The organism is Rhodanobacter sp. DHB23, assembly GCF_014842975.1.
GTDB lineage: Bacteria > Pseudomonadota > Gammaproteobacteria > Xanthomonadales > Rhodanobacteraceae > Rhodanobacter_A.
Window position 1 is genome coordinate 87503 of record NZ_JACYXK010000022.1, and the last position, 19506, is coordinate 107008.

Annotated in this window: 17 protein-coding genes; 6 read left to right on the plus strand and 11 right to left on the minus strand. The window is 65.2% G+C overall.

What is annotated here, in order from left to right:
- Positions 1-9 precede the first annotated feature (9 nt).
- From IHE47_RS05125 to IHE47_RS05165, 9 genes are all read right to left on the minus strand, one after another.
- Positions 10-1338, minus strand: coding sequence for an ABC transporter permease (locus tag IHE47_RS05125; protein ID WP_192104800.1), 1329 nt, complete (start codon positions 1336-1338; stop codon positions 10-12).
- Between the two features lie 113 nt (positions 1339-1451).
- Positions 1452-2681 (minus strand): FtsX-like permease family protein, encoded by a 1230-nt coding sequence (locus IHE47_RS05130; protein ID WP_225561640.1) that lies wholly within the window; start codon positions 2679-2681, stop codon positions 1452-1454.
- A gap of 31 nt (positions 2682-2712) precedes the next feature.
- Positions 2713-4116, minus strand: a complete 1404-nt coding sequence (locus IHE47_RS05135; protein WP_343227438.1) for an ABC transporter permease — start codon at positions 4114-4116, stop codon at positions 2713-2715.
- 50 nt (positions 4117-4166) lie between these two features.
- Positions 4167-5183, minus strand: a complete 1017-nt coding sequence (locus tag IHE47_RS05140; RefSeq protein WP_192104802.1) for a zinc-binding alcohol dehydrogenase family protein — start codon at positions 5181-5183, stop codon at positions 4167-4169.
- Between the two features lie 153 nt (positions 5184-5336).
- Positions 5337-5873 carry an inorganic diphosphatase gene (ppa, locus tag IHE47_RS05145; protein WP_192104803.1) on the minus strand — a complete coding sequence of 179 codons (537 nt, stop codon included), beginning with the start codon at positions 5871-5873 and terminating at the stop codon, positions 5337-5339.
- Positions 5874-6091: 218 nt separating this feature from the next.
- Positions 6092-6922 (minus strand): 2OG-Fe(II) oxygenase, encoded by an 831-nt coding sequence (locus tag IHE47_RS05150; RefSeq protein ID WP_192104804.1) that lies wholly within the window; start codon positions 6920-6922, stop codon positions 6092-6094.
- Positions 6923-6994: 72 nt separating this feature from the next.
- On the minus strand, positions 6995-7675 hold the full coding sequence (locus tag IHE47_RS05155; protein ID WP_192104805.1) for a phytanoyl-CoA dioxygenase family protein: 681 nt from the start codon (positions 7673-7675) through the stop codon (positions 6995-6997).
- A 116-nt stretch (positions 7676-7791) separates the two neighbouring features.
- Positions 7792-9909 (minus strand): prolyl oligopeptidase family serine peptidase, encoded by a 2118-nt coding sequence (locus IHE47_RS05160; protein ID WP_192104806.1) that lies wholly within the window; start codon positions 9907-9909, stop codon positions 7792-7794.
- Positions 9910-10215: 306 nt separating this feature from the next.
- A complete protein-coding gene (locus IHE47_RS05165; RefSeq protein WP_192104807.1) occupies positions 10216-12246 on the minus strand; it encodes a sodium-translocating pyrophosphatase in 2031 nt (676 codons plus the stop codon).
- A 282-nt stretch (positions 12247-12528) separates the two neighbouring features.
- Here IHE47_RS05165 and IHE47_RS05170 point away from each other — a divergent pair, with 282 nt between their 5' ends.
- From IHE47_RS05170 to IHE47_RS05180, 3 genes are read left to right on the plus strand one after another with little or no spacing between them, the layout of a single operon-like run.
- A complete protein-coding gene (locus tag IHE47_RS05170) occupies positions 12529-13122 on the plus strand; it encodes a hypothetical protein (RefSeq protein WP_192104808.1) in 594 nt (197 codons plus the stop codon).
- Between the two features lie 14 nt (positions 13123-13136).
- The gene (locus tag IHE47_RS05175; protein ID WP_192104809.1) at positions 13137-14549 is read left to right on the plus strand and encodes a DUF2235 domain-containing protein; all 1413 of its coding nucleotides are present in this window, start codon (positions 13137-13139) and stop codon (positions 14547-14549) included.
- Between the two features lie 11 nt (positions 14550-14560).
- The gene (locus IHE47_RS05180) at positions 14561-15160 is read left to right on the plus strand and encodes a relaxation protein (RefSeq protein WP_192104810.1); all 600 of its coding nucleotides are present in this window, start codon (positions 14561-14563) and stop codon (positions 15158-15160) included.
- 79 nt (positions 15161-15239) lie between these two features.
- Here IHE47_RS05180 and IHE47_RS05185 read toward each other — a convergent pair whose 3' ends face one another.
- Entirely contained in the window at positions 15240-15593 is a 354-nt protein-coding gene (locus IHE47_RS05185; protein WP_192104811.1) for an RcnB family protein, read from the minus strand.
- Positions 15594-15775: 182 nt separating this feature from the next.
- Here IHE47_RS05185 and IHE47_RS05190 point away from each other — a divergent pair, with 182 nt between their 5' ends.
- Positions 15776-16594 (plus strand): isocitrate lyase/phosphoenolpyruvate mutase family protein, encoded by an 819-nt coding sequence (locus IHE47_RS05190; RefSeq protein ID WP_192104812.1) that lies wholly within the window; start codon positions 15776-15778, stop codon positions 16592-16594.
- An 80-nt stretch (positions 16595-16674) separates the two neighbouring features.
- Here the strand turns inward: IHE47_RS05190 and IHE47_RS05195 are convergent, their stop codons facing one another.
- Complete coding sequence (locus IHE47_RS05195; RefSeq protein WP_192104813.1) at positions 16675-17943, minus strand: 6-phosphofructokinase; 1269 nt, start codon at positions 17941-17943, stop codon at positions 16675-16677.
- A gap of 131 nt (positions 17944-18074) precedes the next feature.
- Between IHE47_RS05195 and IHE47_RS05200 the strand changes: the two genes are divergently transcribed.
- Both IHE47_RS05200 and IHE47_RS05205 read left to right on the plus strand, forming a co-directional pair.
- Positions 18075-18653, plus strand: coding sequence for an adenylate kinase (locus IHE47_RS05200; RefSeq protein WP_192104814.1), 579 nt, complete (start codon positions 18075-18077; stop codon positions 18651-18653).
- A 178-nt stretch (positions 18654-18831) separates the two neighbouring features.
- The gene (locus IHE47_RS05205; protein WP_192104815.1) at positions 18832-19500 is read left to right on the plus strand and encodes a hypothetical protein; all 669 of its coding nucleotides are present in this window, start codon (positions 18832-18834) and stop codon (positions 19498-19500) included.
- Positions 19501-19506: the final 6 nt, after the last annotated feature.

The window sequence follows — 19506 nt, forward strand, 5'->3', positions numbered from 1 at the left end:
GAAGGGAGCTCAGTGGTTGATCTTGATCTGCCATGCGGGCCGGGTTTGCGCCGCGCGCCACGTCGGATAGAGGGCGGAAACCACGGTGGCGATCACTGCAAGCAGCAAGGTCAGAAGCACCAGTGGTGCATCCACGTGCACGAGCCGTGCGATCTTCGGCTCGAACAACCGGCCGATGCCCCACAGGCCCAGCAGTGTCAGCGCCAAGCCGAGCAGCCCACCGGTAAAACCGATGGCTGCCCCTTCGATCAGGAACTGCTGGTAGATGTCCGCACGCGATGCGCCCAAGGCACGGCGTATGCCGATTTCCGGTGCGCGTCGCATGAATCGGGCCAGCATGAGTCCGACCACGTTGACCATGACAATCAGCAGAAAACTGCCGGAGATCAACATGGAAAAGCTGGATGCTTTGGGGGCTATGTTGAGATACGCCAGCCAGTCCATCAGGCTGTTCAGTCGCACGTTGGGCGGCCAGGCGAAGCGACCGAGACGCTGCTGCTCCTTGGCATAGTTGCGCAGGTATTCGCGGTAGCGTTCCGCGTCGGCGGGTGTCGCCAGTCCCACCCATGCGCCGATGCGGCCACATTCGCCGTGCAGATAGGCACCCCAGTTGGAGGTGTCGGTTTCTCCTGTTGCTGTTGGACAGTTGGCGTACCGGCTGTTCTTCTGCATGTCGGTGGCGCGGGTGAATGGGATGTAGATGTCCCCCACGTTATCGAATGCCTGATCGCGGCTGAGCTCACCGATGTCGAAGAAGCGGGGCCTCGGGTTCCAGTCGTCCAGCACGCCTGCGACACGAAAGGCTTTTCCATCCAGTCGAATCTCGTGCCCGACGCTGTTCTGTCCGCCAAAGAGTTTTTCGTTCAGGCGGCGACTGATGACCACCACGTTGGCGTGCTGCGCATCCTCGTTCGCGCTCCAACTGGCACCGAAGCGGAAGGGCACGTCGAACATCGGGAAAAAGTCGGCGGTCACGGCGTCGCCGCTCATCGGCATGGCAGGAATCGTCGGGTCGTCCGATTCCACCTGCCATGACGCGGGATAGAGCAGCGTCTGCCGGTCGGCCTTGTGCGCCTGCCACAGTGCGACCGCATCGGTGTAGCTCAGCATGTCGGGCGGTTCGCCATGCCACGTGTAGGACGGCCCCACGTTGTCGATCTGCACCGCGTAAAGCCGGGAAGACTTGCCGGGCAAGGGGTCGCTCGTGGTCGCGCGGAACACGGCATAGGACACCATGCAGGCCGATACCCCGAAAGCCAGCAGCGCGATCACCAGTGCCGTCAAAGCCTTGCTGCGTGCGCTGCTTCGCAACGCCAGCGCGACGTAATACCTCCACATGACGCCCCCTGTGACCTCACCTGATAATCGGTGGATACGTGGCCCGCCGACCCGGTAAAGGAGGATGCTTCATTTGGTTGGCAAACAAAAGTCGCCCGGACGTCGATGGCCAGTTACTCCGTGCGGATCGCGACCACCGGCGGAACCCTGGCGGCCGAGCGCGCCGGCCCCCAGACGGCGAGCTGGCCGAGCAGCCACAGCACCAGCGCACCCAGCAAGGGAGCGTAGAGCGGGATGCGCGGCAATTCGTAGAGCTGCATCAGGCCGAGATTCGCGAGGAACGCCAGCAAGGCGCCGAGCGCGACACCTCCGCTGACGATCAGGAAATTCTCGGCGTGGAAGTAGCGCAGGATGTCACCGGACGTCGCGCCCAGCGAGCGGCGGATGCCGATCTGTCGCCGCCGTTGGCCGACCCAGAAACTGCTCAATCCCACGATGCCACCCGCGGTGGCGAGCAGCAGCAAGCCGCAGACGATGCTCATCAGCATCGCCACGCTGTGGTCGCTCGCATAGGCATGCTTGCGCACTTGGGCCATGGTAACGACGTCTTGCTTTTGATCGATGATGCGTGCGTCGCTGCGTTCTTGCAGCGCTTTCAGTGTTGCCGCGATCACCGGCTTCATGGCGGTGGAATCGGTGCGCACCAGATACTCGATTCCTGCGGGATCGAGGTAACGCGCCGGAACCAGCGCCGTATAGCCGTCCACGGCTCCGCTGTTTTTCAGAGGCCCCTGCAAGCTGGCGATGATGCCGAAGATGGCGGTGGGCCCGTCCGGCAGGTAAACCGTCTTGCCCAGGGCCGAGCCGTCGGGGAACAGTTTGTCGGCGAGACTGCGGGTGACGATGATGCCCGGAGGAGACATCTTGTCGCTGGGGCCGATGGCGGCGATTTCGTCGGGACGGAAATTGCGCCCGGAGACCAGCGTCAGGCCAAGCGTATCGATCGCGTGCTCGTCGGCGGCGTAGAATGTTATCAGTTGCGCGTGCGTTTTCTGGTCCGGTTCGAGCTTCAGTCTTGCAATGATATTGGCGCTGTATCCAGCCAATGGAAACCCCTGGCTGGAAAACGCGTCGCGCACGCCCGCGACATGGCGCAGGGTGTCCAAGTCGGCGGCAATGTTCGCGTTGATCTGGGCTGCATTCTGACCCAGCTTCCAGCCGTTGCGGATAACGAAGAGATGGGCTTCGTCCGTGCTGGTGGGGCGGGACAGATGGACGATGCGCGTGGCCACGATAAGCAGGGCGTTGGATGCCACCGCCAGCGTCAGCGCCACCTGCAAGACGATGAGCAGGGTGGCTACCTTGTGCCGGCGCAGCGCCGTGATGATCGGGCGAAGCTGCATGAATGTCCTGGTCAGTACCATGGTGGCAACCTCAACCGATCTTGATTTGCCAGGCAGGCTGGGTTTGTGCCGCGCGCCAGGTTGGGTACAGGGCGGAAACCACCGTGGCAGCCATGGCGAGCAGCACGGTCAGCGTGACCAGCGAAGAATCGGCCTGCACCAGGCGTGCAATATTCGGCTCGAAGAGTCCCCCGGCGCCCCATACGCCCAGCAATGTCAGTGCTACGCCGAGCAGGCCACCGACGAAACCCATGGTGGCCGCCTCGATCAGAAACTGCCGGTAGATGGCTGCTCGCGAAGCCCCCAGGGCGCGGCGAACGCCGATTTCCGGTGCCCGTCGCATGAAGCGGGCCAGCATGAGCCCGACGACATTGACCAGGACAATCAGCAGGAAGCTGGCAGATACCAGCATGGACAAGGTGGACGCTGCCGGAGTGACATCCAGAAACGCCAGCCAGTCCGTCAGGTTGCGCAAACGTATGTTGGGCGCCCACGAAAAGCGTCCGAGCCGTTGCTGCTCTGCTGCGTAGTTGCGCAGATATTCGCGGAAGCGATCCGCGTCGGCGGGCGTGTCGAGCTCCACCCAGGCATCGATCCGGTCGCATTCGCTGTGCAGGTAGGCATCCCAGTGGGATGTATCCGATTGCCGTGATGCTGTCGGGCAATAAGCGAAGGTGCTGTCCTTCTTCATATCGGTCGCGCGGGCGAACGGGATGTAGATATCCCCCGCGTCATTGAACGCATACACGGTTCCGTGACTGCCGGCATCGAAATAGCGCGGTCTTGGGTTCCAGTCCTCCAGCACGCCGTCGATCCGGAAGAGTTGGTTGTCCAGCCGGATCTCATGCCCGACACTGTTTTGCCCGCCGAATAGCACTTCGTTCAAGTGCCGACTGATGACCGCCACCGTGGCGTGTCGTGCATCGTCATCCGCCGTCCACCCGCCGCCATAGCGGAAAGGCACATCGAACATCGGGAAGAAATCGGTGGTCACCGCATCGCCACCCAGCGACATGGCTGGAACCAATGAATTTCCCGATTCCACTTGCCATGTCGTGGAATAGATCAACGTCTGGCGGTTCGCCTGGTGTGCTTGCCACAGCGCCACCGCATCGATGTAGCTCAGCGTCTCGATTGGTTCGCCCTGGTTGTTGTAGGACGGGCCGACATTGTCGACGAGTGGCACGTAAAGCTGGGAAGACTTGCCGGGAAGCGGGTCGCTCGTGGTCGCCCGGAACACGGCATAGCTCACCATGCAGGCCGATACGCCGAACGCCAGCAGCACGATCACCAGCGCCGTCAAAGCCTTGCTTCGCGCGCTGCTCCGCAACGCCAACGTGACGTAATACCCCCACATAACGCCCCCTGTGACGCCATCCGACAATCGCCAGGCGCCAGGCCTGTCTATCAGACGATACTTGATCGGGTCGCCCATCCTCCAGCCACGCTCGACGCGAGCATGGCTGTTTCGCGGATGGCGTCGCGTCACCAACCACCCAGGACCAGCTTGCCGATGCCGCTGCCCGATTCCAGCCGCCGATGCGCCTCGCGCAGGTTGGCGGCGCTGATCGGCGAAAGCGTGTCGTGGCGGATGCCCTTCAATTCGCCGGCGTCGACCAGTTGCGCCACACGGGCAAGGATGCGGCCCTGCTCGGCCATGTCCGGCGTGCGGAAGCGCGGGCGCGCGAACATGAATTCCCAGTGGATGCCGATGCACTTGGCCTTGTACGGGTCGCCGATCCTGAGTGCGCCCTTCGGTTCCACGATCAGGCCAACGTGGCCCTGTGGCGCCAGCAGTTCGCTCAGCGCGTCCCAGTAGCGGTCGGTGTCGGCGAGGTTGAGCGCGGCGTCGACGTGCGTGAGACCCAGCGCGGCCAGCTGCGGCGCCAATGGTTCGCGATGATCGACGACGTGCTGCGCGCCCATGGCGCGGCACCAGTCCGTGCTTTCCGGGCGCGAGGCGGTGGCGATCACGTCGAAGCCCGCGCGGTGCGCGAGCTGGGTGGCGATGGAGCCCACGCCGCCCGCGCCCGCGATCACCAGCAGCGACTTGCCCACGCCACCGCGCTCGCTGTCGAACGGCATGCGCTGGAACAGCAGCTCCCATGCAGTGATCGCCACCAGCGGCAGCGCGGCGGCGTCGGCGAAGTCCAGCGAGCGCGGCATCGCCGCGGCGAGCCGCGCGTCGACCAGCTGGTACTCGGCATTGCTGCCTGCGCGGGTGACGTCGCCGGCGTAGTACACGCGGTCGCCGGGCTCGAATCCTTGCGCTTCGCTGCCCGCCGCTTCGACCACGCCTGCGGCGTCGTAGCCCAGCACCTTCGGCTGTGCTTCCACCTGCGGCCTGGGTGCGCGGATTTTGGTGTCGACCGGGTTCACCGACACGGCCTCCACGCGCACCAGCAGGTCGTGCGCGCCGGGCGCGGGTTTCGGCAACTCCACGTCGACCAGGGATTCGGGGTCGTCGATGGGCAGGTAGCGGGTGAGGGCGACGGCTTTCATGGCATGGCTCCGTGGGAACGAAGCAAGGATAAGCCCGTGCCGTGTGCGCGGCGTGGCTGTCCGCGAAGCGCAGGGCGCGCCCCGCGATGGCTGGCGGCAGGCATGAAAAACGGCGCGCCGCTTCGCAGCGGCGCGCCGTTCCATTGCATGCAATCAGGCCTTGGACGCCTTGTAGCGCTCCACGCCGGCGACGATCTCGGCCTTCGCCGCGTCGGCGCCTTCCCAGCCTTCCACCTTCACCCACTTGCCCTTCTCGAGGTCCTTGTAGTGCTCGAAGAAGTGGCCGATGCGCTCCAGCCAATGCGGCGAGACACCCTTGATGTCGTTGATGTGGGCGTAGCCGGGGAACACCTTGGGCGAGGGGATCGCCAGCAGCTTCTCGTCGCTGCCGGCCTCGTCGGTCATCTTCAGCATGCCGACCGGGTGGCAGCGGATCACCGAGCCTACGGTCAGCGGCAGCGGCAGGATCACCAGCACGTCCAGCGGATCGCCGTCGCCGCCCAGCGTGCCCGGCACGTAGCCGTAGTTGCAGGGGTAGCGCATCGGCGTGGACAGGATGCGGTCGACGAAGATCGCGCCCGACTCCTTGTCCACCTCGTACTTGACCGGCTCGGCATCCTTGGGGATTTCGATGATGACGTTGATTTCGTCCGGCACGTTGCGGCCGGCGGGCACCAGATGCAGACCCATGGGATGTCCTTGCGCGATTTTGGAGGGAGAAAGCCCGCAAGGATACGCCACTGGCTGCTGCGATGCAGCAGCGGACGTTGAATGCCGGTGCGGAACGGCTGGCCCCCTCGTATCGTCCGGTATGCGCACCCTGTGCGCGACTGCTTTTGCTCCGGTTGAGCATCAAGGCAATCGCGCACAGCGTGCTCCTACGCGGAAGGAACCGCCGCGTGGCTGGATCAATACGGCCGCTCGCGCAGCCACTTGGTGGCGATCCACTTCTCGCCGCGCAGCACCGGCAGGCCGGCGTGCAGCGAGCTGGCGTCGCCGCCCTCGTAGGCGAAATAGACGGCCGAACCGCGCAGTGCGGTGACGGTGAGGCCGGCCGTGGGGAAGGCGGTGCCGCCGCCGGCCTCGGGCGTGTTGAGGTACATCACCACGCTGGCGATGCGCTGGCCTCCGCGCGCGGTGAGGGTGGAGTAGCCAGGCTGGCCGGGATCGAACCAGTCGAAATGCGGCGTGTATTCCTGCCCGGGCTGGTAATGCAGGATCTGCAGGCCTTCACCGTGGCTCGCGGGAATGTCGAACAGCGTCGCGATGCGCTGTTCGAGTTGCGCCACCAGCGGCAGTTCGCCCGGCATGAAGAACATGCCCACGCTGGTGCGGCGGCGGTCCACCTGGTGCTTGCCGTCGGCATCCACGGTGAGCGCGCGCTGCAGGCGCGGGCGCGCCAGCGCGATCAGTTCGTCGCATTCCTCGCCCGTCAGCAGGCCGTCGAGCACGCGCAGCGCTGGCTTGTCCAGGCTCATCGAAACGCGCACCTCGCGGTCGCCCGCCTTCGCCAGCGGCGCCTCGGGGTGCTTCGTACGGCGTTCGAGCGGCGCGCCGACATCGGCAAGCAGGGTGGCCGGCGGCAGCTTCAGCACCTCGGCCACGGCGGCGCGGCTGCGCTGCGGATCGTAGCCATGCGACCGCATCAGCTCGACCACGCTCTGCGGAGCGTGCCCGGCGCGGCTGGTGGCGAGGATCCACTCGCGCAGTTCGGGGGTGATGGCGGTCTGTGCCTTCATCGCATGGGAAAGGTTGGGGCGCCGCTCAAGCTTACTTCACGCGATTCAGGGCGATGTGGACGAGCGCGTGATTCAGTCGGCCCATCGCAAAACTGTTGGCAACTCCGCACAGCAGTATTCGAAATGCAGAACCCGGCGCAACTTGGGATTGATCATCCTGGAAGATGCATGCACGGTCAGGGGGCGCATGACAAGGGCATCGCCTGCGGCGAGGCTCGGGCAGTCGTAACCGAGGGATGCTGCGAGGTCATGCATGCGTTCCGCTGAAAGCAACCCCTGACGGTGCGAACCAGCGATGAGCTTGAGTCCACCATTTGTTTCGTCACAACTATCCAGATGCATGCGTACAGCCACCATGCGCTCCAGCCATTCTGCAGGTGGTTGTACCTGCCAAGCTCCTGCTTTGTTCGACCATGGCCCCCAGCCCGGCAAATCCGCGCGCTCGGCTACGGTGATTGCACGATCCTGGTGCCAGCTCACCAGCCAGTCGTTATCGGGGGATTTGTCGAAGTAGATGGCCCGTACGAAGTGCGTTGAAGCGCCCAGTGCATTACGCGCCAGAGCCATACCCACGCCTGTACGGGCAAGCTTGTAGACGCTCTCGGTGCGCTGATCAATTCGTCGAATGCCGCCCCGGCCCGCGGCGAGACGAATATCGGCGAGTGCGGAGTGCAGCTCAGTCAGGCCGGCATCGTCAAGCGCGTTGTGTGCGAGAGCGTAACCATCTTCCTGCAAGGTGGCGAGATCGAACATGTCGGCCAGGGTCTGAAGCGGGCTGTATGGTTCGTGGGAGGATGAGCAAATGATTGCACACTGGAACAACGCTGGCTGGCACAAGGCCAGCCAGCGTTGTTCCTCGTCGGAGCGGCTTACTTCAACTTGTCCCACAGGAAGTCGTACACCATCGCGTGCATGTGCGCGGACTGCTTGTTGTCCGCGCCGGCGCCGTGGCCGCCTTCCAGGTTCTCGTAGAACCACACGTTGGGGATGCCCATGCCTTCCATTTTCGCGGCCATCTTGCGTGCCTGCGCGGGGCCCACGCGGTCGTCGCTGGTGGTGGTGTAGAACAGCACCGGCGGGTAGTGCGTTTCCTTGTGCAGGTTCTGGTAGGGCGAGAAGGCCTTGATGAAGTCCCACTGCTTCGGGTCGTCGGGATTGCCGTATTCGGCGATCCACGACGATCCGGCGTCGAGGTGGATGTAGCGCTTCATGTCCAGCAGCGGCACTTCGCAGGCGATGGCGCCGAACAACTGCGGGTACTGGGTGAGCATGTTGCCCATCAGCAGGCCGCCGTTGCTGCCGCCTTCGGCGCCGAGGTGCCTGGCGGTGGTGACGCCGCGCTTCACCAGGTCCTCGGCCACCGCGGCGAAGTCCTGGTAGGCCTTGGGGCGGTTGGCCTGCAATGCGGCCTGGTGCCAGGCGGGACCGTATTCGCCGCCACCGCGGATGTTGGCGATCACGTAGACGCCGCCGCGGTCCAGCCATGCGCGGCCGATGCTGCCGCTGTAGAACGGCTGCAGCGAAACCTCGAAGCCGCCGTAGCCGTACAGCAGGGTGCGGTTCGAGCCGTCGAGTTTCATGTCCTTCGGCGCGATCTCGAAATAGGGCACGCGGGTGCCGTCCTTCGAGGCGACGAAGTGCTGGCTCACGCTGAACCTGGAAGCGTCGAAGAAGGCAGGCTGGTGCTTGATCGCCTCGGCCTCGCCCTGGCCCAGCACGCCGCGCTCCAGCGTCGTCGGGGTGAGGAAACCGGTGATGGCGAGCCAGTATTCGTCGCTGTGGTCGGGGTCGGTATCGACCACTTCCACCGTGCTCATCGCCGGCGCGCCCGGCATGGCCTGGTGCTGCCAGTCGCCGGCTTGCGGCGTCAGCACCTCCAGCCGGCTCTTCACGTCGTCCAGCACGTCGAGGATCAGGTGGTGCTGCGTCCAGGCATAGTTGGAGAGCGCGGTGTGCGCATCGGGCTTGAACAGCACGGTGAAGGCGCGCTTGCCGGCCATGAAGTCGTCGAACTTGATGGCGACCAGCGCGCCGTTGGGATAGGTGGCGCCGCCCACCGTCCAAGGCGAGCGCAGCGTCACCAGCAGCCATTCGCGGTGCGCGTCGGCGCTGGCGTCGCTGGGGATGTCCAGCTTCACCAGCTTGCCGTCCTTGCGCAGGTAGATTTCGCTGTGGAAGAAGTCGGTGGCCACCTGCACGAAGTCGCGCTCGAAGCCGGGCGTGAGGTCGCGGTAGGCGCTCACCGCGAGGTCGTCGGGCTTGCCCTCGTACACTTCGGTCGCGCTGGCGAGCGGCGTGCCGCGCGTCCATTCCTTGGCGATGCGCGGGTAGCTGGACTTGGTCATCGAGCCGGCGCCGAAGTCGGTGCCGACGTAGATGTGGTCCTGGTCGATCCAGCCCACCTGGGTCTTGGCGATCGGCAGCTCGAAGCCGCCTTTCACGAAGGACTTGGTGCCGGTGTCGAACTCGCGCACCGCCACCGCGTCGCCGCCGTCGGGCGACAGCGAGAGCAGGCAACGCGTATACGCGGGTTTCAGGCATTGCGCGCCCTTGAACACCCAGCGCTTGCCTTCGGCCTTGTTGAGCGCGTCCACGTCCAGCACGACCTCCCACCTGGGATCGGCCTTGCGGTATTCGTCCAGCGTGGTGCGGCGCCAGAGGCCGCGCGGATGCTCCTTGTCCTGCCAGAAGTTGTAGAGCCAGTCACCCATGCGGCCGACCATGGGGATGCGCGCATTGGAGTCCAGCACTTCGAGGATCTGGTTGCGCGTGTGGTCGAACCCGGCGGAGCTGGCGAAGGCCTTCTCCGTGATCGCGTTCTGCGCCTTCACCCAGTCCATCGCGCGCGCGTCGTGGGTGGCTTCCAGCCACAGGTAGGGATCATCGCTGGTGGAGGTCTGGTCGGTGGTCGCGGCGTGAGTGGTGTTCATGCCAACCAGTGTGATGCCCAGCGCAAGCGCGAGCCAGAGGGAGGTCTTGGAAGTCATGGAAGCTCCTTGGATTGCGACGAAAGCCCGAGTGTGATGGCGCGATGCGATGCGGTGCGTGCCTGTGGCTGAAGTCAGGTAGTCGACGCGTACTAACTGGTGAATCCCTCTCCCGCTTGCGGGAGAGGGTGCCCGCAGGGCGGGAGAGGGCGCGGGCGGAGCGTACCCTCTCCCCCAACCCCTCTTCCTCGCTCCTCAAGGCAGGGCCATCCATGGCCCTTCCCCGCGTCCGCAAGCGGGAGAGGGGAGCAGAGCCTGCAAAAGCGACAGGCCCCGCGAACGGGGCCTGTCGTCTTGCCGAACCGCTCAATGCAGCAGCGGGATGATCAGCAGCGCCACGATGTTGATGATCTTGATCAGCGGGTTCACCGCGGGGCCGGCGGTGTCCTTGTACGGGTCGCCCACGGTGTCGCCGGTGACGGCGGCCTTGTGCGCTTCCGAACCCTTGCCGCCATGGTGGCCGTCCTCGATGTACTTCTTGGCGTTGTCCCACGCGCCGCCGCCGGTGGTCATCGAGATCGCCACGAACAGGCCGGTGACGATGGTGCCGATCAGCACGCCGCCCAGCGCCTTCGGCCCCAGCAGCAGGCCGACCACGATGGGCACGATCACCGGCAGCAGCGAGGGCACGATCATCTCCCGGATCGCCGAGCGGGTGAGCATGTCCACCGCCTTGTCGTACTGCGGTTTGCCGGTGCCGTCCATGATGCCGATGATGTCGCGGAACTGGCGGCGCACTTCCTCCACCACGGCGCCCGCGGCGCGGCCCACCGCCTCCATCGCCATCGCGCCGAACAGGTAGGGGATCAGGCCGCCGATCAAGAGGCCGATGATCACCATGTGGTCGGAGAGGTCGAAGCTGTAGGTGATGTCCGGATGGTTCACCGCGAGGTTGTGCGTGTAGTCGGCGAACAGCACCAGCGCGGCAAGGGCGGCCGAACCGATCGCGTAGCCCTTGGTCACCGCCTTGGTGGTGTTGCCCACGGCGTCCAGCGGGTCGGTGACGCCGCGCACTTCCGGCGGCAGGTCGGCCATCTCGGCGATGCCGCCGGCGTTGTCGGTGATCGGGCCATAGGCATCCAGCGCCACGATCATGCCGGCCATCGACAGCATCGAGGTCGCCGCGATGGCGATGCCGTACAGGCCGCCGTGCTCGTAGGCGCCCCAGATCGCGATGCAGATCGCCACCACCGGCAGGCCGGTGGCCTTCATCGAGATGCCGAGGCCGGCGATGATGTTGGTGCCATGGCCGGTGGTCGAGGCCTGCGCGATGTGCTTCACCGGCTTGTAGCCGGTGCCGGTGTAGTACTCGGTGATCCACACGATCGCGCCGGTGAGCAGGAGGCCGATCAGCGCGCAGAACCACAGGTTCAGTGCGCCGTAGCTGAAGCCGCCCATCAGCTGCATGGTGATCGGCCAGAACGCCGCCGCCGCCAGCACGCCCGACACTGCCACGCCCTTGTACAGCGCGCCCATGATCGAGCCGCCGGGCTTCACGCGCACGAACAGCGTGCCGATGATCGAGGCGATGATCGACACCGCGCCCAGCAGCAGCGGATACAGCACCGCGGTGCTGCCCGCGTTGGTCAGCGTGAGGCCACCCAGCAGCATGGTGGCGATCACCGTCACCGCGTAGGTTTCGAACAGGTCGGCGGCCATGCCCGCGCAGTCGCCCACGTTGTCGCCCACGTTGTCGGCGATCACCGCCGGGTTGCGCGGGTCGTCCTCGGGGATGCCGGCTTCCACCTTGCCGACCAGGTCGGCGCCCACGTCGGCGCCCTTGGTGAAGATGCCGCCGCCGAGGCGCGCGAAGATCGAGATCAGCGAGCTGCCGAAAGCCAGGCCCACCAGCGCATGCAGTGCATCCTCACTCGCGACGCCGCTGCGATCGAGGATCAACCAGTAGCCGGCCACGCCGAGCAGCGCCAGGCCCACCACCAGCATGCCGGTGATCGCGCCGCCGCGGAACGCCACGTCCATCGCCGGACCCAGGCCCTGCCGTGCCGCTTCGGCGGTGCGCACGTTCGCACGCACCGACACGTTCATGCCGATGTAGCCGGCCGCACCGGACAACACCGCACCGATCAGAAAGCCTATCGCGGTGGCCCAGGAGAGAAAGAAACCGATCAGCAGGAACAACAGCGCGCCGACGATGGCAATCGTGCCGTACTGGCGGTTGAGGTAGGCGCGTGCGCCTTCCTGGATCGCCGCGGCGATCTCCTGCATCCGTGCATTGCCCGGCGACTGCGCCAGAACCCAGCGCGCCGACAAGGCGCCATACAAAACTGCCACCACCGCACAAGCGAGCACGATCCACCAGCCATACTGCTGCAGCATCGGAGCCTCCCCATGAGTTGTTGGCCGTCCGGAGCGGGCGGTCGAGGGGAGTATAGGCAGAGCCGTGTGTCCAACCTGTTGTGCGGCGCAACGCGCGGTGCTTGCCGTGCTTGCGTCAGGGCTGGAAGTCGCAATGTCGGATTGTCCCTACACACGAAGTGTGATGCGGTGATATCGGTTCGCGCGGGTGACGCGGCATACTTTCGTTCAGTGCAGACCGAGGCGGGCGGGTTGCCCTGACTGAACAGGTCAAGCCATGCAGGATCGACGATGGAGAGTCCGATGCCACGCTTCCGCAGCGCCATGCTTCCGCTTGCATTCGTCTTGCTGACGACAGGATGCCAAACCGCCATGTCCACTCAGACCGACACCATCCAGCCGCCGCCCGAAACGCTTGCCGTGCCGTTGAAGTTTGCAGTGCATAACTTCGGGGCGGCTTGTTACAACACCTTGAGTTGCAGCGTGGTGTACAACCACAAGCAGTTCGCACCTTTCAGCATCGACAAGCCATCACCACCACCGCCTTCGCCCGACTATCGGAAAAATTGGGATGCGGGCTTCATCGGGATCGAAAACTTTCCGTCTCCCGCCATTGTGCAGTGGACGTCGTTGGACGGCGCAAAGCACGAGTCCAAGGTGGACATGGCCAAGATCTTCAAGGAGCAGTTGATCTGGCACAAGGTGCCCAAGTCCGACATGGCTGATTTTTATAGTGGCCCGGTGGCAGGCGAGCCGGACATTTTCCTGGAAGTGAACGACCACGCCATCAACGTGTTCATGTGGATGTTGATTCCCACCAAGACGGAACAAGTGCCGGGGAACAAGCTCAGCTACGGGCGGGATGACAGATTTCTAGTCTGGACGCACACCTATTGATCGGAGGGCATGGAGTGAGCCACGAGGACAAACTCGATCCGGATGGAATTCGCAATGATGGTGTGCCGTACTATGAGGCGGATGCGCAACGGTTGCAGAGTTACGTGAATGCTCGTGCGGAACTGTCACGGTTTGATGCGCCGCTGTTCATGCATGCAAACAATCCCCGTGAATATTTGTATGTCGCGTCTTTCGACGGTACCGGGAACGATAAATCCAAGGATCCCGCGCACGAAACCAATGTTGCCAAGATCGATGATCAAGTCGAGGCATTGAAGCTCGCGGGAAGCGAGCGCATTGGTCATGGCTATGTTCCAGGTCCCGGTACGGAGGATGGCTTTCTTGCGCGTACGCGGGATGGCATGGATGGCCATACCTACGACGTGCGCGTCGAAGAGATGTACAAAAAGTTCATCGATCAGGCGTGGCGTTGGAAACAAGCGGATCCGGATGCCCAGATCCGTTTGGCCGACATCGGCTTCAGCCGTGGCGGCGAGCAGGCCGCTGGATTTGCCCGCATCGTGCAAGAACGCGGCATCCAGGATCCGATGGGCGCGCACTACACCTACGACAGCCACCACCGCATAACCCATGTGGAGTACACCCGCCCGCCGCTGGTCGAGCCGGGCCAGGTGGCGCAGGCGGTGGGTTTGTTCGATCCAGTGGGCACCGGCGATCCGGTGAAGCATCACGACCGGCGCCTGCCGCCGTCGGTGATTTCCGGTTTTCAGATCAATGCCGCGGACGAACGGCGCGGCCTGTTCAAGTCCGACCACATCATCGATCCCGACATGACGCCGGATGGGCGCTTCCTTGGCGTGACCGTGGCCGGTGCGCACTCCGATGTCGGCGGCAGCTACCACCGCGACGGCCTGGCCATCCGCAGCGAAAATCTGATGGTGGGTTATCTCAACGGGTTGAGCGACAAACCCTTCCTGCAGCGCCAGGCGGAGCCGGACGATCCGCGGCTGGATGTGGTGCACCGCTCGGAAGACGGCATGCTCTTGTACCGGCTTGCGCCGAAGATCGATCGACTCAGTCCCGATGGCTACAACGAATTGCTGGTACCCAGGTCGGAAGCGAAGCGGGTGGCCGATCCGTTCAATGCCGAGCCGCGCGACGAATCGTTGAACCGGCAGTTCCAGCGGCAGCGCATAGACACGGGCATGCAACCGGCCCTGCCGGATCAACCGCAGCAAGCCCCGACCAGCGATTTGTCGGCGCGACTCGACCGCTTGCTGGTGGCAGGACAGTCGAACGATTGGGGAGCCTTCAGCCGGGAGAACCAGGCGCTGGCCTTTGGCGAGGCTGGCCGCGGCATGCTGGACCACGCCACGGTCCAGGCCAATTGGCTCGAACAGCAAGCGGTTCCGCAGCTCTTCCAGCAGCAGGCGGCGCAACCGGGCGGTCCGGCCATGTCGTTCTGAATCACGCCATCGTGACCGCCAGCCAGGGAAGTCGTGCCATGCAGATGGAAGAACTGAACGCGTTGATCGACAAGACGGCGACCTTGATGGTGCAGTACGAACGCCGTGGCGCGCAGATCGATGCGCGGCTCCAGTCGCTTGGCGAGGCATTGCAGGGCCTGACGCAGATGTTGCCCGCGGTGGTCAGGGACTCGGCCAAGGGGCTGTTGCAGACCTTGCCGGGCGAAATGGCCGACACGGTGCGCGCCGGACTGGGCCAATCGATGGGCATGTACAGGCAGAACATGGACGCTGCGGGTGCCGATATCACTAGGGCCGCACGTGCGTTGGCCGGGCAGATCGACCAACTGCGAAGCCTGCATCGACGATTGATCTGGAAGGTGACCGCTGCGGCCGTAGTCACCCTGGCGTTGCTGCTCGGCGGCGGCGCGTGGTTGTCGATGCATTACACCCGCGTGATCCATGACGAGCAGTTGTCCGCCGAGCTCATGAAGGCCTACAACGGCGCCGATGTCGTGCTGTGCGGTGATGGCCTGTTGTGTGCCAACGTGGATGGCAGGCACGCGCGTTATGGTGAGCGGGGCCAATACCTTCCGGTCAAACCGCGCTGATCGCGGCGGCCAGATGCATCGATGGGAAAAATGCGAGGGCCGCGCATCGTTGCGCGGCCCTCGCTGGCTCCGCCCTGGATCAGTGCATGGCGACGTCGAGGATGATGCCGGTGGCCAGCGCGACCAGCAGGTAGTCGTTGTTCTCCGCACGCACCCAGCCATAGCCGTGCGGCGGCGGGCGCAGGCGATAGCGGCCGTAGTCCTGCACCACGTAGATCGGGCCGCCGTAGCGGTGGCCGCGCTCCCAGTGGCGGTCGTGGCCATGCCGGGGGACGACCACGTAGCGGCGGTCGTCGTGGTGTCCGCGTCCATGGCGATCCTGCCAGTCGTGGCGGTCGTGCCCGCGATCATGTCCATGGTCGTGATCGGCCAGCGCCACGCCGCTGCCGGCGAGCAGGGGCAGGACGAACATCAGGCTGCAGAGGGTCTTCATTGCAATGTCTCCGGTCGTGCCGACAGGCGGCGCGGAATGGAGCGTATGAAATTGCGCCTGAACGAAAGATATGTCGACGCCGCGCCGCTTTGGCGTGCCGGCCAGTGGCAGGCCTCGACGCGTCCCGCCCAGGCAAGCGCCGTCGCAATCGGCAGTGAAGCCCGGCGTAGTAGGCTGCGGGAATGGAATCCATCGACTTCGCTGCACGCCGTGCCGCCTTCCGCAAGCTGCACGAAAGCGGCTGCTTCATGCTTCCCAATCCGTGGGATCCTGGTTCAGCCCGGGCCTTGCAGCAGCTCGGCTTCAAGGCATTGGCGACCACCAGCTCGGGTTTCGCGTGGTCGCGCGCGCATGCGGACAACGCGATGGGTGTGGAAGCGGTGCTGGCGCACTGCCGCGCGATCGTGACGGCCACCGGCTTGCCGGTGAACGCCGATTTCGAGGACGGGCATGCCCGCGACCTCGGGGAGCTGGCGGACAACGTGCGCCGTTGCATCGATACCGGCGTGGCGGGCCTGTCGATCGAGGATGCCACCGGCGACGCCGCGCGACCGTTGTACGAGTTCGACGAGGCCGTGGCGCGCATGCGCGCCGCCCGTGCGGCGATCGACGCCTCCGGCCAGGACGTGATGCTGGTCGGCCGCGCCGAATGTTTCCTGGTCGGCCACCCCGATCCCCTGGGCGAATCGCTGAGGCGCCTGTGCGCCTATGCCGAGGCCGGTGCGGATTGCCTGTACGCGCCAGGCCTGCGCACCAGCGAGCAGGTCGAGGCAGTGGTGCGTGCCGTCGCGCCGAAGCCGGTCAACGTGCTGGTGGGGTACGCCGCGCCGTTCACGCAGGCTGACCTCGCGAAACTCGGCGTGCGCCGGATCAGCGTGGGTGGCGCCTTGGCGGGGGCGGCGTGGGGAGGCTTCCTGCGCGCCGCGCAGGGCCTGGCCGAGGGGCGTTTCGACGGCTTCGCCGACAACGCCACGCACGCGGAGTTGAATGGCCTGTTCTGAGGGATGCGTGCCGTTGCTGCATCGATGTGCAATCGATGCGCATCGCGGGCGCTGCCTTCAGTGCATGGCGGCGCCGGTAATCATGCAGGGGTCCACGGGGCCAGCTTCCTGGCCACCGGCAGGTTCTTCAACCGCACATAGACGGGCAAGCCGTTCTTCGCAGGCGGCGGGGCTTCGCCGGCGATCAGCGGTGCGAGATAGCGGCGCGCGGCGGCAGTGATGCCGAAGCCGTCGCGGGTGATGAAGCCCTTGGGCATCTTCTTTTCGCGATTGGCGATCTTCGCCAGCGGCGCGGGTTCGATCTTCCAGCGATAGGGCGCGTCGCTGCCGCGGACGATCACCGGCATCACCGCGTTCATGCCGGCCAGCGCGTAGTCCACCGCGGCCTTGCCCACGGCATGGGCCTGCTCGACGTCGACCTTCGCGGCGGCGTGCCGCGCGGAGCGCTGCAGGTAGTCGGGCAGCGCCCAGTGGTACTTGTAGCCGAGCTTCTGCTTCACCAGCGCGGCCAGCGTGGGCGCCACGCCGCCAAGCTGCACGTGGCCGAAGGCGTCGCGCGTGCCGGCGTCGGCGAGGAACTGACCCGCCGCGTTGCGGATGCCCTCGGAGGCGACCACGGTGCACCAGCCCACGCGTTCCACCGTGGCCTTCACTCTCGCGAGGAAGGCGGCTTCGTCGAACACGTTCTCGGGGAACAGGATGATGTGCGGCGCCTCGTCCGGGCCGTTGCCGGCGAGGCCGGCGGCGGCGGCGATCCAGCCGGCGTGGCGGCCCATCACCTCGAGGATGAACACCTTGGTCGAGGTCTCGGCCATCGAAGCCACGTCGAGGCTGGCTTCCAGCGTGGAGATCGCCGTGTATTTCGCCACCGAGCCGAAGCCGGGGCAGCAGTCGGTGACGGCGAGGTCGTTGTCCACCGTCTTGGGCACGCCGATGCAGCGCAGGTCGTAGCCCATCGCCTTGCCGATCTGCGAGAGCTTGAGCGCGGTATCGGCCGAATCGTTGCCGCCGTTGTAGAGGAACCAGCGGATGTCGTGCGCGCGGAACACCTCGATCAGCCGTTCGTATTCGGCGCGGTTGGCTTCCAGCGATTTCAGCTTGTAGCGGCAGCTGCCGAACGCGCCGCCCGGGGTGTGGCGCAATGCCGCGATGGCGGCCTTCGACTCCCTGCCGGTGTCGATCAGGTCCTCGCGCAAGGCGCCGAGGATGCCGTTGCGTGCGGCGTAGGCTTTTACCCCCTTGGCCCGGGCAGTCTCGATCACGCCGGCCGCCGTGGCGTTGATGACGGCGGTGACGCCGCCGGACTGGGCGTAGAGCAGCTTGCCTTGGACAGGGCGACGGATCGGCATGGCGAGGTCTCCGGTGGTGGGCGCGAAGCGCTGCGCGTCGCGGTCTTGTTTGACTATAACTGGCCGCAAACGCTAACGTGGAACCCATTTCCAGACGAATCGGCGGCTGCTCGCCGCCATTGTGGAGCGATATGCGACTCGTGCTACTCGGCGCGCCCGGCTCAGGCAAGGGCACCCAGGCCGCCCGGCTGAAGACTGACCTGGCCGTGCCGCACATCTCCACCGGCGACATGCTGCGCGCGGCCGTGGCCGCGGGCACGCCCATCGGCCTCAAGGCCAAGGCCGTGATGGACGCCGGCAAGCTGGTCTCCGACGACATCCTGCTCGCCATGCTGGAAGAACGCCTGGCCCAGCCCGACGCGAAGAACGGCTTCATCCTCGACGGCTACCCGCGCAACCTCGCGCAGGCCGATGCGCTCGACCACCTGCTGACCCGTATCCAGCAGCCGCTGGACGCGGTGGTGAAGCTGGACGTGCCGAACGAGGCGATCATCGGCCGCTGCGAGATCCGCTACGCCGCCGAGCACCGCAAGGACGACGATCCCGTCGTGGTGCGCGACCGCCTCAAGGTCTATGCCGAGCAGACCGCGCCGGTGGCCGACTTCTACGCCAGGCGCGGCAAGCTGCAGGTGGTGGATGGCGTGGGCGAGCTGGACGAAGTCACCGCGCGCGTGAAGCGCGCGCTCAAGGCGGAAGAAGCGGCCACCTGATTTTCTCCCACTCCATGGCGGGGAGAGAGGTCGGGGTGTGGGCATAGCGTTTCCCACCGCATTGCGGATGCCTCAAAGCCACGCCATCCAGCCCTCTTCCTCGCTCCTCAAAGCAGAGCCATCCATGGCCCTTCCCCGCGTCGGCAAGCGGGTGAGGGGAGTCCGTCAAGGAATCCCCATGCGTCTGCACATCCTTGGCCTCTGGCTGTTCGTGGCTCCCACGCTTGGGTGGGCGCAGGGCGTGCGTGCATGTCCTGCGCCGTCTGCGGCGGACTATTACTTCCCGGCCAATACCTTCGTGGGGTTTGGGGTGGAAAGTGTTGCGCCGACGGATATGGATCGACTGCGGTCCGGTGACAGTTACCAGCGCGAGCGGTATTCGGACAGCTTCAATGCGCTGGGATTGCGCTCCTGGTCGTGTGGCGGGTTTGGCCAGGGCTATCGCTTTGTCTGGCTCAGATCGTTCGATGCCCCTGTCAGCGTCAGCATCGTACGGGGCACGACCGGCTGGGTGCTGGACGCCACGGAGTTGAACGTTGCTGGTGGCCTTCGGCAAGGCGCGGCCTTGCGCACGGCACACATCGCACTCAATGCCAGGCAGATTGAATACATGCGGAAACAGATCGAATTGTCCGATGCCTGGTCTGTGCCGACCAACAGCACCTACAACAGTAACGGCAACGTTGTGATCGCTGCGGATGGCGCGCAGTGGATAATCGAGCTGCGCGATGGCGATCGTTACCATGTCATCGATCGATTTTCTCCAAAGAATGGCCCTGCGCGCGCGTTGGGGCTGGCTTTCCTTGCGCTGACGGGCTGGCAATTCCCCGCACGCGAAACGTATTGACTTGGA

Bases quoted from the DNA above. Each gene is read 5' to 3' on its own strand.
- IHE47_RS05185 (WP_192104811.1), bottom strand. From the start codon at position 15,593: ATGAAGACCCTCTGCAGCCTGATGTTCGTCCTGCCCCTGCTCGCCGGC.
- IHE47_RS05135 (WP_343227438.1), bottom strand. From the start codon at position 4,116: ATGGGCGACCCGATCAAGTATCGTCTGATAGACAGGCCTGGCGCCTGG.
- IHE47_RS05160 (WP_192104806.1), bottom strand. From the start codon at position 9,909: ATGACTTCCAAGACCTCCCTCTGGCTCGCGCTTGCGCTGGGCATCACA.
- IHE47_RS05125 (WP_192104800.1), bottom strand. From the start codon at position 1,338: ATGTGGAGGTATTACGTCGCGCTGGCGTTGCGAAGCAGCGCACGCAGC.
- IHE47_RS05200 (WP_192104814.1), top strand. From the start codon at position 18,075: ATGCGACTCGTGCTACTCGGCGCGCCCGGCTCAGGCAAGGGCACCCAG.
- IHE47_RS05130 (WP_225561640.1), bottom strand. From the start codon at position 2,681: ATGCAGCTTCGCCCGATCATCACGGCGCTGCGCCGGCACAAGGTAGCC.
- IHE47_RS05170 (WP_192104808.1), top strand. From the start codon at position 12,529: ATGCCACGCTTCCGCAGCGCCATGCTTCCGCTTGCATTCGTCTTGCTG.
- IHE47_RS05155 (WP_192104805.1), bottom strand. From the start codon at position 7,675: ATGTTCGATCTCGCCACCTTGCAGGAAGATGGTTACGCTCTCGCACAC.
- IHE47_RS05190 (WP_192104812.1), top strand. From the start codon at position 15,776: ATGGAATCCATCGACTTCGCTGCACGCCGTGCCGCCTTCCGCAAGCTG.
- IHE47_RS05195 (WP_192104813.1), bottom strand. From the start codon at position 17,943: ATGCCGATCCGTCGCCCTGTCCAAGGCAAGCTGCTCTACGCCCAGTCC.
- IHE47_RS05205 (WP_192104815.1), top strand. From the start codon at position 18,832: ATGCGTCTGCACATCCTTGGCCTCTGGCTGTTCGTGGCTCCCACGCTT.
- IHE47_RS05150 (WP_192104804.1), bottom strand. From the start codon at position 6,922: ATGAAGGCACAGACCGCCATCACCCCCGAACTGCGCGAGTGGATCCTC.
- ppa (WP_192104803.1), bottom strand. From the start codon at position 5,873: ATGGGTCTGCATCTGGTGCCCGCCGGCCGCAACGTGCCGGACGAAATC.
- IHE47_RS05165 (WP_192104807.1), bottom strand. From the start codon at position 12,246: ATGCTGCAGCAGTATGGCTGGTGGATCGTGCTCGCTTGTGCGGTGGTG.
- IHE47_RS05140 (WP_192104802.1), bottom strand. From the start codon at position 5,183: ATGAAAGCCGTCGCCCTCACCCGCTACCTGCCCATCGACGACCCCGAA.